This is a genomic window from Kribbella polygonati (assembly GCF_050320105.1).
Classification (GTDB): Bacteria; Actinomycetota; Actinomycetes; order Propionibacteriales; family Kribbellaceae; genus Kribbella.
Genome location: NZ_CP190129.1, coordinates 675,872 through 688,038, shown reverse-complemented (window position 1 = coordinate 688,038; position 12,167 = coordinate 675,872). Strand labels below are relative to the sequence as shown.

Below are 12,167 nucleotides of genomic sequence, written 5' to 3'. Positions count from 1 at the left end.
TCGCGTATGGCGGATGAGGAGTTTCGGGTTGAGGTTGTGTTGGGGGACGAGGGGCACAGGCTCACGTTCTGGGATCGGTTGCGGGCGCTGGATCTGGATGATGACGCGCAGAAGCGGCTTGGGAGTCAGGTGACGGTTACCCGGGACGGAGACCGGATGCTGATGTACACGCATTCGCTCGAGGACGCGCAGGAGGCGGAGCGGACGGCCAAGGAGCTGGTGGCGGGCGAGCGGCTGGAGGCTACGTCCACCATTACGCACTGGAACGCGGCCGAGCAGGAGTGGACGGATCCGAGTGTGCCGGTCGGGGCGCATGACGCGGCTGGGGATGCGGCGAAGAACGCGGGGATGGAGGTTCCGGATCCGCGGTACGTCGTGTTGCAGGCGTACAAGCCGGAGTTCCTGCGCGACCTCGGGCTCTAAAGGTCCAGTGCGCTGAAGCGGGCGGTGAGGTCGTCGATCCAGTCCGGTGGGGTGCGGTGGTCTGCCAGTGGGGTGCCGGCTTCGCTGCGCCATAGGACGTCGCCGAGCGCCGTTCGGAGGTGCCAGGCCATCATCCGGTCGGTCTCCAGCTGGTAGCCGGTGAGTTCGCGGTAGTGGTGCATCGTCGCGCTCACCAGCTCGACACCGGGGCCTGTCCCGGGGAACGCGCGGAGGTCGTACTCCGGGTCGGCTAGGCCTGTTGTCTCGAAGTCGACGATCGCGCGGAGCCGGGCGCCGTCCCAGACCTGGTTGCCGCCGTGCAGATCGGCATGCACCAAGACCTGCGGGCGGGGCGTCGCGAGTACGTCGTCCGCCCAGTCGCACCACCGAAGTACCGACGGGAGCTGCTCGGGGCGGATCCACTTCCCGAGTTGAGCACGCAGCGTGTCGGTGGTGGCCGGCTGGAGCGTTGCCGGTGGGACCTCACCCAACTGCTCCCCCGCCCGGTGCAGCTCGCTCAGGAAGTGCGCGAGCTGGCGGCCCGCCTCGTCCCGGTCGATCGCGTCGATGACCTCGAACAACGACGTACCGGGCACGAGTTCGGTCACCAGCAGGAGCGGATCGGTGCTGCTCGCAACGACCTTCGGGAGGTACGGGACTGCCGGGGACAAGGCGTCGAGCACGGCGACCTCGTGCGCGAGCCGGAGCGCCGCGGGGCGGGACCACGCGAACTTGGCGACGTATCGCCCGCCGAGGACCGCGCTGGAGGACCACCACACGGGCTCGTCCTTGTTCACGAGTTCGCGAGTGACGATCGGGAGGTCGGCCAGCTCCGGTGCCACCTGTCGTACGAGGTCGGCGATTGCTGCGGGCGAGTACTCGTCGAGCCACTTCACCGGCCTAGTCTGACAGGCATGGATGTCACACTGCGGCCTGTCACGGAAGACGATCTGCCCCTGTTCCAGCGTTTCGCGGTCGAGCCCGGCCTGATCGGGCTGGACTGGAACGGGTACCGGGACCCGCAGGCGCCGGTCCGCCGGTTCGCCGAGGACGGGTTCCTCGGCAAGGAGGACGGGCGGCTGATCGTCCGGACGGGTTCCGAGACGGCGGGGTTCGTCAGCTGGCATTCCGGGTCGTTCGACGGGCGTACGTCGTACTGGGAGATCGGGATCGCGCTGCTGCCGGAGTACCGCGGGCGTGGGATCGGGTGGCGGGCGCAGGCGACGTTGACGGCGTACCTGTTCGAGCACACGTCGGTGCAGCGCATCCAGGCGGCGACGCATCCGGAGAACATCGCCGAGCAGAAGTCCTTGGAGAAGGCGGGTTTCCGGCTGGAAGGCGTGATCCGCGGATGCGAGTTCCGGGCCGGGAAGCTCCGCGACGGGTACCTGTACAGCCGGTTGCGCGACGATCCGGAGCCCGCGCTCGGCAACGGTTCGGTGACGGGAACCGCCTAGCACACGGTGATGGCACTGTTCGCGGACTAGTCTCGGCGGGTCGCTGCACGCTTACCGGGCGTGGTTCTGCGACGCTGAAAAGTGCTGAGGAGAGGGGAATCCGTGTCTCGTCGCCGTGGTCTGGTCGCCGCTGCCGTCGTCCTGTCGTTCGCCCTGGCCGGCTGCGCGGACGTCGCCGCGAGCGAGACGTCGCCCTCGCCTTCGCCCACACAGGCAACCACGAGCAGCAGTAAGCCGACGGCGAAGCCGACCGTCACGCCCACCGTGAAGCCGAAGCCCAAGGTGAAGCAGAAGCCGGAGTACTACGCGCTCCGGGTCGAACAGCAGCTCGACAAGCTCGGGTACCCGGTGGGCGACATCGACGGCGACATCACGGCCCGCGCCAAGCAGGCACTCTGCGCGTGGCGCGAGACCCACGGGATGCCGGTCAACCGGCATGGCCTGACGCTCGACGACGCATACTCCGTGCTGAACGCGACCAGCCGCCCGGCACCGACCCGCGAGCCCGGGATCTACGTCAACAAGACCTGCCAGATCCTGTACCAAATCGTTGGGAAGACCTACAAGCGGATCGTGTGGATCTCGACCGGCGGGCCTGGGTACGAGACGCCGAACCGCACCGGCAAGGTGTGGCGCAAGTGGGCGGGGGCGCATGAGAGCAGCCTGTACCCGGACGCGTACATGTACGACTCGCTCTACTTCCTGAAGGACCGCCCCGGCATCGCGCTGCACGGCTCGCGAGTCAACTCCCTCGTCAAGCCGTACCCGGACAGCCACCGCTGCGTCCGCGTCCTCCGCCCGGAGATCCACCAAATCTTCGAGGACACCCCGGTCGGTACCAAGGTCCAGATCTACGGCGAGTACTAGCTAGTACGCGGCTGACGTACCTGCGTCGTGCGCCCGACCACGCGACGCGCCAGCGCGCACTGCATCGCACCCCAGACGACCGAATAGGCGCCGAAGGGGTAGCCGCCGCGACCGGTGACCGCACCGTTGACGATCATGGAGAGGCCGAAGCCGGCCGTTGTGCTGCCGGCCGCCATCACCGGCACGGCGAGCACCCAGCGATTCCAGCGACGCGCGAACGGCGCCAGCGGCAGCAGGCTGATCACGAAGATCACGGTGCCCGCGGCAACATTGCCCCACTGTGCCGCGGACACGTCGGCGGTGTCGCCGAACTTGGTGTAGTCGTCGGCCGTGACACGTGGGCCGCCGTGGACTCCAAGCTGTCCCGCCATCGCGAAATGGACCTTGGACACCACGTACGGCAGCGCGAGGCAGGCCGCGAGGACCGCCGAGGTCTTGCGAGAAATCACAGGTCGTCTCCCTTGCTGAGTTGCTCGATTCGCTGCATGCCGACGGCGGCGCCCGCTACTCCGGCGAGCAGGCTGAAGAGGCAGAGGAGGGAGCCGCCAGGTCCGTACGCCCGGTCGCTGTTGTCGACTGCGACCACCAGGCCGGTGACGAGGACGAGTGATTCGGTGAACACCACCGCGCTCCCGATCCACGCGGCCACGAGGAGTCGGCGGGTTGGTCTCCGTCCGTCTCGCAGCCGCCAGAACGCCGTTGCGCCCGCAACCGCGAGGCCGGCGAACACCAGTTGGGCAACCCGTTGAGACGGAGCAGGATGCGGGTACAGGCCACCGCCCCCGACCGCGCCGTACGCGCTGCGCAGTGCGAATGTCGTTGCCCCAAGGAAGAACGCGACCCCGAGGATCCGCTCGGACGCCGTGACTACGCGTCGAGGACCGGCCGCGTCGAAGACGGCGGGCCAACGGTCCATGGCATAGAGCACGAAACCAGGCAGCAGGAGCAGGGCCTGAAGGATGAATCCGCCGTACACAACGAGGAAGACCCACCCGTTCAAGCCGCCCTCGTCGACCACAGGGCCTCCTCGATCGAGCAGGGCCTGCACCGGAAAGCCGATGGTCGCGCCGACCGTGAGTGGTGTCAGTAGTCCGGTCGCCACCCAGACCGGTCCGCAGATCAGCCACGCTGGAATCCGGCGTCCGCCCGGACGTACGAAGAGAACGGCAAGCGCTGCGGCACACAGATCGAGCCCGGCGGTCAGCACGTTGGCGCCCCTGGTGTCCGCCACGAAGTTCGCGCCATTGACGCCAACGCCGATCCCCATGATCCAAAGGACCTTGAGAGCCAGGTAGGGAACGCAAGCCGCGACCGTGGCGAGACACAGCATCCTCCGGGTCCGCGTAGGCGCACGTTCATCAGTCGAGACGTTTGGCATGGTCACCTCGTCGGAATTGCCGGCACACCTTGCCTCGCGGGATGAAGTCAGCGACGACGCCGGCATGGTCGGAGGCATAGCCGCCATCGACCGGGCCGGTCCCGAAGAGGGAGATGCGGTCGACGGCCGGCGCGTTCCTGGTGACGGGGTCGAAGAGGATGTAGTCGATCCGCGCCGAGGGTTCGTTCGTGGCGGCCACGTGCGGGTTGTCCCGTCGCCAGGTGTAGCCCGGGTCGAGGTCGTCGCGGTACCGCCAGGCATCGATCCACACCTGGCCAGGGTGATACGGGAGGGTCTTGTGCCCGCCGAGGCGACGCAGCTCATCGGAGTCCGGCTCGGCGTTCAAGTCGCCGACGATGAGCCTCGGACCGTCCACAGGCCGCTCTGCCAACCATCCAGTGAGTCTGTCCAGTTGCCGCGCACGAGTCGCCGACCCGCCGACGACCGCACTGGTCAGCTGTGTACAACAAACGGCCCAGGGGCCGTACGGAGTCGCCACGGTGACAAGCAAAGCCGTTCGGCCATCGGCGGCATCGCCGTCAGAAATGACGGTCGATTCAACGTCGACGATCGGCCAGCGGCTCAGGACCGCGTTGGCCACTCCGAACTCCGCGCTGCTGGGCAATCGGCGATGCCAGTGATCGGCGCTGGGCGCCGGCACGGACGCGTGGTGATAACCGAGCTGCTCTGCGAGTCCTCGAACCTGGTCATCGGCGGGCGACACCCAGGCTTCCTGCAGGCCGAGGATGTCCGGCTGGAGTGACTCGAGGCAGTTCCTGATGCCGGCCACCCGGGTATGCCAGTCGCCGAACCGCCACCACAGATTCCAGGTGGCGACACGCACCAATCCCGCGGACGGGACCGCAACACCGGCCGAGGCAGAGTCGCTCATTGAGAGTCATCTCCCACTCGTCCGGCTCGGCATCCGACGTGACATCCGGACTGCGGTTGCTGTCCAGCAGGCGCCCCAGATGAGGAAGAACGGTGACCACAGCAACAAGTCCCAACGCGCCAGTTCTTCGGCCAGCGCCGCCTTCGATCCCAGATCTGGATGGCCCCCCAGCGTCAGGATGTCGCCGACGAAGCCGAAACCGAGCACTCCCACGGACCGCGCGACCATCGCGATGCCTATCGGCCAGACCATGGCGAGCACCAGCCGGCGCGGGACCGCTCTCCCCCACGGGCGTACGGTCGACAACGCCACCACAACGCCGATCACCGCAGCGCCCGCCATCACCCAGAAACTTGCCACGAACAACGGATCGCGCGCCAACAGCCGGTCCCGCAGGTCCGGCGGCAACGGGTCCTTGTCCGCCAGCACGGTGGCTCCCAACGCCTGAGCCAGCTTCATCGCGCCGTACGCCACGCAACCCGCGGCCGCGCCGTACGCGCCGAACCGAAGGCGATCAGCGGGCACGACGAGTCGCCACCAGGTACGACCGGACCATCTCCAGTGACAGTGCGAGACTGAGGAGTCCGCCGACCCCCTGGTACCACCGCCAGCCGATGCCCAGGCCGACGAAGGCATCCAGGCTCATAGTCGCGGCACCGGCCCCGACCGCGACCACCAGGACCGCCAGTGCCCCCAGCATCAGCAGACGCGGAATCCTTCTCCCAAGCGCGGTCACCGTTGCGAGTGCGACGGCTGCGGCGACCAGACCAGTCGCGCAGGCGATCGACTGTGCGAGCGCCGGGTCCACCGGGTAGCGAGCCGTCACTGCGGCCGGCACCGGCGGTCCACCTGGAATCCCGAGCCGGCCCTGCCCGGCGCGAACAGCCTTGGCCACCGCGTATTCGAGAAACAGAGCGGCCATCACGTAGGCGGGCCACCGCCGCGAGCGTCCAAGATCTGTCATGTCTGCCACGCTAGTTGCGGACAGATCGCCGAGCTTCCCCCGCGCGGGTGCACCTTCTCCCTCCAGCGAGGGAAAGACGGGCCTCACCCCGGCTGGGGTGAGGCCCGTCAGAGCTGTCAGTTCAGTTTGAGGTCCAGGGCTTGGACCTCGTCCTTCGGGGTTTGGTACGAGATCAGCAGGCGGCCGTCGCGCAACAGGGTGCTGCGTTGGGCGGCTGTGATCGGGATGGACAGATGTTTGGTGACCGGTGTGACCTGGCTCGTCGTGTGCTTCACGACGTGGCCGCTCATGTCCGGTGACCAGGGCGGCGTACCGCCGTCCGTGACGGCGCACGGCGTCAGGCCGTAGTCCGGCGCCGGGTCCGCGGCCGGCGAGCAACTCGTCGTGTACACGGGGATCGCGCCGATCAGGCCGGTCCACAGGTACAGCTGGGCGCTGCCCGGGCTGGTCGCGGTCAGGTCGACATCCACCGACGACCGTCCCACCGTCACCCGCTTCACCTTCAGTGCGTCGGTCGGTACCCGGCCGGAGATCGGTACGCCGTTGCGCGCCGACTGCGCGATCGTCTGCGGCGACAGCACACCGTTCAGGTTGGGGTTCGACACGTCCGGCGCGGACGGGGTGGTCGGACGACCGGCCGGCGGGGTGTAGCCGGGCAGTGTCGCCTGACCCCAGCGGTACGGGTCGGACTGCACACTGCCCAGTGCCGACCAGCCGAGCCGGGTGCTCATGTCGATATGCCGCAGCGTCGTCGTACCGGCGGCCGACGTGTCGTCGTTGTCGTACGGCGTGATGTTGAGGCCCATCCTGGCCGGGTCGACCGCGGCGGGCAGATCGGCCATCGGGATCTTCACCTCGAGGTCGTACCCACCGCCGGCGTACGCGTGTGGCACCGTCGTCTCGTTGCTGCCGACCCACTTCGCCGTCGAGGCGACCTGGACACCGGGCGCGTTGCCGGTGTCAAGGGCACCGCTCGAGTAGCCCTGATGGTTGTCGGCGTCCCGCTCCCAGCAGGGGCCGCCGCTCTGGGTGAACGGGAAGATCCCCAGCTTGAACGTGTTCGCGGTGTCCTTCAGGTCCTGGGATGCGGTACCGCGCGGATCGATCAGGATCTCCACCGAGTCGGCCTGCCAATGTCCGACGCACTCCTCCGGTGTCACGGCGTACGACTGGTAGTCGTCGCGGATGTGGACGAAGAAGTACAACGCGTCGTCCGACCAGGTGACCTTGGCCGTGTTGCCGTCGCCGGTCGACGAGACACCGCAGTCGTCAACACCGGTGCAGCCGGAGGCACCCTGCCAGATCCGGCCGAGGTCGAGCGTCGGTCCGGTGTACTCACCAGGAGACGCCACACCGTCGACGGTCGGTGCGGTGGTCGCCTGCGGGATCGCCGTGGTCGGGACCAGCGTCAGCGTCAGTACTTCGTTGCCGGTGCCTGCCGGTGCGCTGTACGTCGTGGTGATCGGGATCGACACGTTCTGTGTCTGGGGCAGCGTCGTGTCGGTGTTCGTGAGTTTGAACGTCACCGTCGTCTCGGCACCCGCCGCGAGGTTGCTGTACGGCTTGGAGGTCGCGTCGACGGAGAAGTCCGCCGGCAGACCGAGGCTGACCGCGCCGCTCTGAGGTTGCGCCGACCAGTTGTGTACGACGACCGGTACGTCGATCGTCTTGCCGATGCCCATCGACTGGATCGCCTGCGACCGACCGAGCCGGGAAGCCTGCGGTGCGGTGTTCGCCAGCCAGTCGTCGTACTCCTTCCAGTTGCCCCAGCGCTGGAACCGGCCTTCGGTCGGGGACACGATCCGCACCACGTTGTCGGTGTAGCCGGTCTTGCTGCCGGAGGTGTACAGCGCCGACACCTTGGCGTTCTGGTTCACCGGAGCCGTCGGGCTCGGCGTGACTGTAAAGGTGACCGTCGTCTCGCGCGTCGACGTCACGACGCCGACTTGCTGCGGTGCACTGACCTGCCAGCCGTCCGGAACGGTCAGCGCGGCCTTACCTGCCGGCAGCGGACCCGCGCCCGAGCGAAGGTGCAGCGTCGCCTGGAACGGTGTGCCCGCGACGTTCAGGAAGCGGTCGAAGGTCAGGTACTCCAAGGTGCCGAGCGGGAGACCGCCCGGATCCGGCTTGGTGGCACCGAACAGGATCGCGTCGTCCCGGCCCGCGGCATCGTTGCCGTTCGGCTGGAACGGTACGAACGACTCGGTCATCCCGAACCGCGAGCAGGCGGGCGCGGAGGTGCCCTTGTACATCACCCGGCTCTGCGTCGGGTACGCCGCGCGTCCCTCGTCGGCGACCTGCTGCCAGCTCTTCGGCGTACCGGCGGGCTGTCCTTGCAGGTTCCCAGCCGGCCACTTGTACGGCGAGTCGTACCCCGTCCACACGCCCGCGACCGTGTCCAGCCCGCTCGGGGTGAACCCGGTCGTGCAGTTGGCGGCGGTCGTCGTACCACCGGTGCCCGCGGTGCTCCCACCGGAGAAGACCTTCTTCACCTGCCACGTGCTGAGCGCGTGCGGACCCTTCAGTTGCTCAGGGAACATGTTCGGATCGGCCGCCGCGATGACACCTTCCCAGATCAGCCGGCCGGCCTGCTGGTGGTTGCCGTGCCCGGCCGCGAGCGTCGGCGTGAAACCGACGTACACGTCCGGCTGCGTCTGGCGGATCACCCGGGTGACCCGCCGCAGCGTCTCCTCGTCGTTCCAGAAGTACTGCGTCAGCGGTGCGCTCTGGTTGTAGAAGAAGTCGACCCGGTCCAGGTTGTAGATGTCGACGGTGCCGGAGCGGTAGTGCGCGACGCGGTCCTCGTTCTCCCGGCGCAGGCCCAGGTCCGGGCCCAGTTCGGTGCCGGCCGCGTTCCCGCCGCCTTCACCGCGGGTCACCATGATGATGCCGCACTTCACGCCGTACCGCTGATGCCACACCCCACAGGGCCCGATGATGCTGGTGTCGTCGTCGGGGTGGGCCCACTCCCCCATGACGTTGATCTTGGTCGCGCTGTCGGCGACGTACCGGTTGGGCGCGGTCGAGTCGGCCTGGGCGGTGGCCAGGCTTCCCAGTGGGATCAGTACTGCGGCTGCCAGTAAGGCAACCAAGGTCCGGTAACGCTTCATCAACTGTCTCCCTTGGCGGATGCGGGCTGGGATCCCCGAGTGGGCGGTGCCTTACTCCCTGACTGCGCCGTCGAGCATGCCCGCGATGAAGTGGCGCTGCAAGAAGAGGTAAAGGATCACGACCGGAGTCGCGACGATGACCGCACCGGCGGCCAGCAGCGTGAAGCCCTGGCTGTACTGGCCCTGGAAGAAGGCCAGCCCGAGCGGTGCGGTGCGGAGGTTCTCGTCGGTGACCATCACCAACGGGATGAGGAACTCGTTCCAGGTCCACATGAAGACCAGTACGGTCATCGTGACGATCGCCGGCCGGGCCAGCGGGACCAGGATCTGCCAGAGGATCCGCCGGGTCGAGGCGCCGTCGAGACGCCCCGCCTCGACCAGTTCCCGGCCGGCGGCCCGGAAGTAGGTCCGCATCCAGAAGGTACCGAAGGCAACAGACTGCGCGATCTGCGGCAACGCGACCGCCCAGAACGTGTCGGTCAGCCCGAGCGTCCGCAGATCGAAGTACAGCGGTACGACGATCGCCTCGCTGGGCATCATGATCCCGAGCAGGAACAGGTAGAACAGCAGGCCCGAACCGCGGAACCGCATCGTCCCGAACGCGAAGCCGGCCAGGATCGACAACAGCACACTGATCAGTACGACGGTCACCGACACCCCGACGCTCATCCGCAGGTAGGTGCCGAAGTGGCCGATCTTCCACGCCTCGGCGAAGTTCCCGAAGCCGGAGCTGCCGCCGGAGTCGGCGGGCCCGAGCGCGGACCGTAGTACGGTCAGGATCGGGCCTAGCGCGAACGCCGCGAAGGCCAGCAGTACGACGTAGTTCGCGGTCTTCTCCGCGCGCGAGATCATCGGTCACCGATCCGGTTGATCACCAGCGAGATCAGCAGGATCAGGACCGTCAGCGTGACCCCGACCGCGGCGGCCGAGCCCACCCGGCCGAGCTCGAACGCACGGTGATAGACCTCGTACGACGGCACCGAGGTCTGGTTCCCCGGGCCGCCGCTCGTCGTGACGTACACCAGGTCGAAGGTCCGCAACGCAGCGATCACCGTCAGCGTCAGCGCGACCGCGATCTCGCCGCGCACCGACGGCAGCGTGACCGCGAAGAACTCCCGTACCGGTCCGGCGCCGTCCAGCCGAGCCGCCTCGTACAGGCTGCCGCTGATCCGGCTCATCCCCGCCAGCAGCAGCACGGTGACAAGCCCGGTCTCGAACCAGGTCCCGATGAACCCGACAGCCGGCAGCGCGAGCGCGTAGTCGCCGAGCCAGCCCCGCGCGAGCGAGCCGAGCCCGAGCGCGTGGAGCAGGTCGTTGATGCTGCCGTCCGGTGCGTACATCCGCCGCCAGGCCACCGCGACGACGACCATCGCGACCACCTGCGGCAGGAACACGACCGTCCGGAAGAACGCCAGCCCGCGGACCTTCGCCCGGTTCAGCACCGACGCGAGGACCAGCCCGACGCAGACCGGGATCGCCGCGAAGAACAGCATCAGTACGAGCGCGTGCCCGAACGCGGCCCGTAGGCCGACGTCGCTGATGATCTCCTCGTAGTTGGCGAATCCGGCCCACTTGCCGAGGGTCAGCCCGTCCCAGTCGTAGAAGGACAGCTGGACCGAACGGAGCAGCGGGTAGAGCAGGAAGGCGGCGTAGACGGCGAACCCCGGCAACAGGTAGAGGTACGCGATCCGTCGCGGCTCGCCGGGCGGGCTACCCGTTGGCTTGGGCGAACGCACCATAGTCCTTCTCGAGACGGTCGGCGAACTGCTCCGGCGTCGCCTTGCCGGCCAACAGGTCCTGCAGGGCCGCGCCGATCGTGTCCGGCATCGTCGGCGTCGCGTAGTCCAGATACGGCACCAGCCCGTCGGCCTCGACGACCTTGCCGAACGCCGTGAAGACATCCTTCTGCAGCGGATCGCTGATCTGCTGCTGGGACGTGTCGGCCACCGGCAGGTTGCCGGTCTTCGCGAGGATCTTCATCGCGTCCGCGCTGGTGATGAAGTTCAGGTACGCCGCGGCCGCCTCCGGGTGCTTGCTCTTCGCGGTGATCGCGAACGGCAGCCCGGTCCCGCCCGTCGCGACCGGCGTCGCGTCGGCCGACGTACCAGGGGGCAGCATGAAGCCGACGTCCTGGCCCATCGCCTTACCCAGGTCTTCGGACAGCCAGGTGCCGCCGATCAGGTACGTTCCCTTGCCCTTGGCAAACGACTGCCAGGCCGGGTCGTAGTCCTGGCCGTTGAAACCCTCGTTGAAGTAGCCCTTGCTCACCCAGTCGGTCAGCGTTTGCGCGGCCTTCAGGTTCTCGTCCGTCTTCCACGACGCGCCCTTGCGGCCGAACCCGAGCTGCTTGATCGCGTCAGGTGAGGTCGTCCGCCCCTGGACGGTGCCGAACACGTGGATCGCCGGCCACTTCTCCAGGTTGCCGAGCATCAGCGGCGCATCGCCCTTCGCCTTGAGCGTGGCGAGCGAGGACTGGAACTCGTCCCAGGTCGTGTGCGGCTGGATGCCGGCCGCGGCGAGCTTCTTCTTGCTGTAGAAGATCCCGACCACCTCGCCGACCTGCGGCAGCCCGTACAGGTTGCCTTGCCCGAACGTCTTGCCGTCCGCGGTGTACTGCGAGTACTGCCGGACCGACTCCGGGTACCGCTTGTCCCAGCCGTACGCCTTCAGGTACGGGTCGAGCGGGACGAGCTGGTTCGCCTTGACGAACTCGCCCATGTCCGAGCGGCCGTTGTTCGCCTGTACGACGTCGGGCGGCTCGTTGCCACTGAGCGCCAGCCGCAGTGTCGTCTTCAGGTCGTCGAACGACCGGGACACCCGCTTGAGCTTGATGTTCGGGTACTTCGCCTGGAAGGCGTCGTTCAGCTCCTTCATCTGCGCCGCCTGACCGCCGCGAACCTCCTGGTCCCAGACGAGCAACGAGACGTCCCCCATCTTGGCCGGGTCAGTCTGCACGGACGACGGGTTCGCCTGCGACGGCGGGGCCGCGGTGTTCGAACCCGGGGTACAGGCGGCAACCAGACCGAGCAGGCCGGTGGCCGCAACGATCCCGAGCCGGGTAATGCGTGACATGGGA

Annotated in this window: 13 protein-coding genes; 3 read left to right on the top strand and 10 right to left on the bottom strand. The window is 67.9% G+C overall.

Going from position 1 to position 12,167, the window contains the following annotated elements; genetic code table 11:
• Positions 1-6 precede the first annotated feature (6 nt).
• Positions 7-423, top strand: coding sequence for a hypothetical protein (locus tag ACQHIV_RS03240; protein ID WP_427891486.1), 417 nt, complete (start codon positions 7-9; stop codon positions 421-423).
• On the opposite strand, the gene ACQHIV_RS03235 is transcribed toward ACQHIV_RS03240, so the two are convergent.
• Positions 420-1,319: a phosphotransferase family protein gene (locus ACQHIV_RS03235; protein WP_427891485.1), complete on the bottom strand. Its 900-nt coding sequence runs from the start codon at positions 1,317-1,319 to the stop codon at positions 420-422. The genes ACQHIV_RS03240 and ACQHIV_RS03235 overlap by 4 nt on opposite strands.
• Before the next feature lie 18 nt (positions 1,320-1,337).
• On the opposite strand from ACQHIV_RS03235, the gene ACQHIV_RS03230 reads away from it, so the two are divergent.
• Together ACQHIV_RS03230 and ACQHIV_RS03225 are read left to right on the top strand one after the other, a co-directional pair.
• Positions 1,338-1,880: a GNAT family N-acetyltransferase gene (locus ACQHIV_RS03230; protein WP_427891483.1), complete on the top strand. Its 543-nt coding sequence runs from the start codon at positions 1,338-1,340 to the stop codon at positions 1,878-1,880.
• 102 nt (positions 1,881-1,982) lie between these two features.
• Positions 1,983-2,747, top strand: a complete 765-nt coding sequence (locus ACQHIV_RS03225; protein ID WP_427891481.1) for a L,D-transpeptidase family protein — start codon at positions 1,983-1,985, stop codon at positions 2,745-2,747.
• Here ACQHIV_RS03225 and ACQHIV_RS03220 read toward each other — a convergent pair.
• From ACQHIV_RS03220 to ACQHIV_RS03180, 9 genes are all read right to left on the bottom strand, one after another.
• Positions 2,744-3,196 (bottom strand): hypothetical protein, encoded by a 453-nt coding sequence (locus ACQHIV_RS03220; RefSeq protein WP_427891479.1) that lies wholly within the window; start codon positions 3,194-3,196, stop codon positions 2,744-2,746. The two genes, ACQHIV_RS03225 and ACQHIV_RS03220, sit on opposite strands and share 4 nt — an antisense overlap.
• A complete protein-coding gene (locus tag ACQHIV_RS03215) occupies positions 3,193-4,191 on the bottom strand; it encodes a hypothetical protein (RefSeq protein WP_427891478.1) in 999 nt (332 codons plus the stop codon). Before ACQHIV_RS03215 ends, ACQHIV_RS03220 begins: the two co-directional genes overlap by 4 nt.
• Positions 4,106-5,017, bottom strand: coding sequence for an endonuclease/exonuclease/phosphatase family protein (locus ACQHIV_RS03210; RefSeq protein ID WP_427891476.1), 912 nt, complete (start codon positions 5,015-5,017; stop codon positions 4,106-4,108). Before ACQHIV_RS03210 ends, ACQHIV_RS03215 begins: the two co-directional genes overlap by 86 nt.
• A gap of 6 nt (positions 5,018-5,023) precedes the next feature.
• Positions 5,024-5,542 carry a DUF3995 domain-containing protein gene (locus tag ACQHIV_RS03205; RefSeq protein ID WP_427891474.1) on the bottom strand — a complete coding sequence of 173 codons (519 nt, stop codon included), beginning with the start codon at positions 5,540-5,542 and terminating at the stop codon, positions 5,024-5,026.
• The gene (locus ACQHIV_RS03200; protein ID WP_427891472.1) at positions 5,532-5,981 is read right to left on the bottom strand and encodes a hypothetical protein; all 450 of its coding nucleotides are present in this window, start codon (positions 5,979-5,981) and stop codon (positions 5,532-5,534) included. Before ACQHIV_RS03200 ends, ACQHIV_RS03205 begins: the two co-directional genes overlap by 11 nt.
• Before the next feature lie 116 nt (positions 5,982-6,097).
• The gene (locus tag ACQHIV_RS03195) at positions 6,098-9,091 is read right to left on the bottom strand and encodes a PIG-L family deacetylase (protein WP_427891470.1); all 2,994 of its coding nucleotides are present in this window, start codon (positions 9,089-9,091) and stop codon (positions 6,098-6,100) included.
• Positions 9,092-9,142: 51 nt separating this feature from the next.
• Positions 9,143-9,943: a carbohydrate ABC transporter permease gene (locus ACQHIV_RS03190; RefSeq protein ID WP_427891468.1), complete on the bottom strand. Its 801-nt coding sequence runs from the start codon at positions 9,941-9,943 to the stop codon at positions 9,143-9,145.
• Complete coding sequence (locus tag ACQHIV_RS03185) at positions 9,940-10,830, bottom strand: carbohydrate ABC transporter permease (protein WP_427891466.1); 891 nt, start codon at positions 10,828-10,830, stop codon at positions 9,940-9,942. Before ACQHIV_RS03185 ends, ACQHIV_RS03190 begins: the two co-directional genes overlap by 4 nt.
• Complete coding sequence (locus ACQHIV_RS03180; protein ID WP_427891464.1) at positions 10,802-12,163, bottom strand: extracellular solute-binding protein; 1,362 nt, start codon at positions 12,161-12,163, stop codon at positions 10,802-10,804. Before ACQHIV_RS03180 ends, ACQHIV_RS03185 begins: the two co-directional genes overlap by 29 nt.
• Positions 12,164-12,167: the final 4 nt, after the last annotated feature.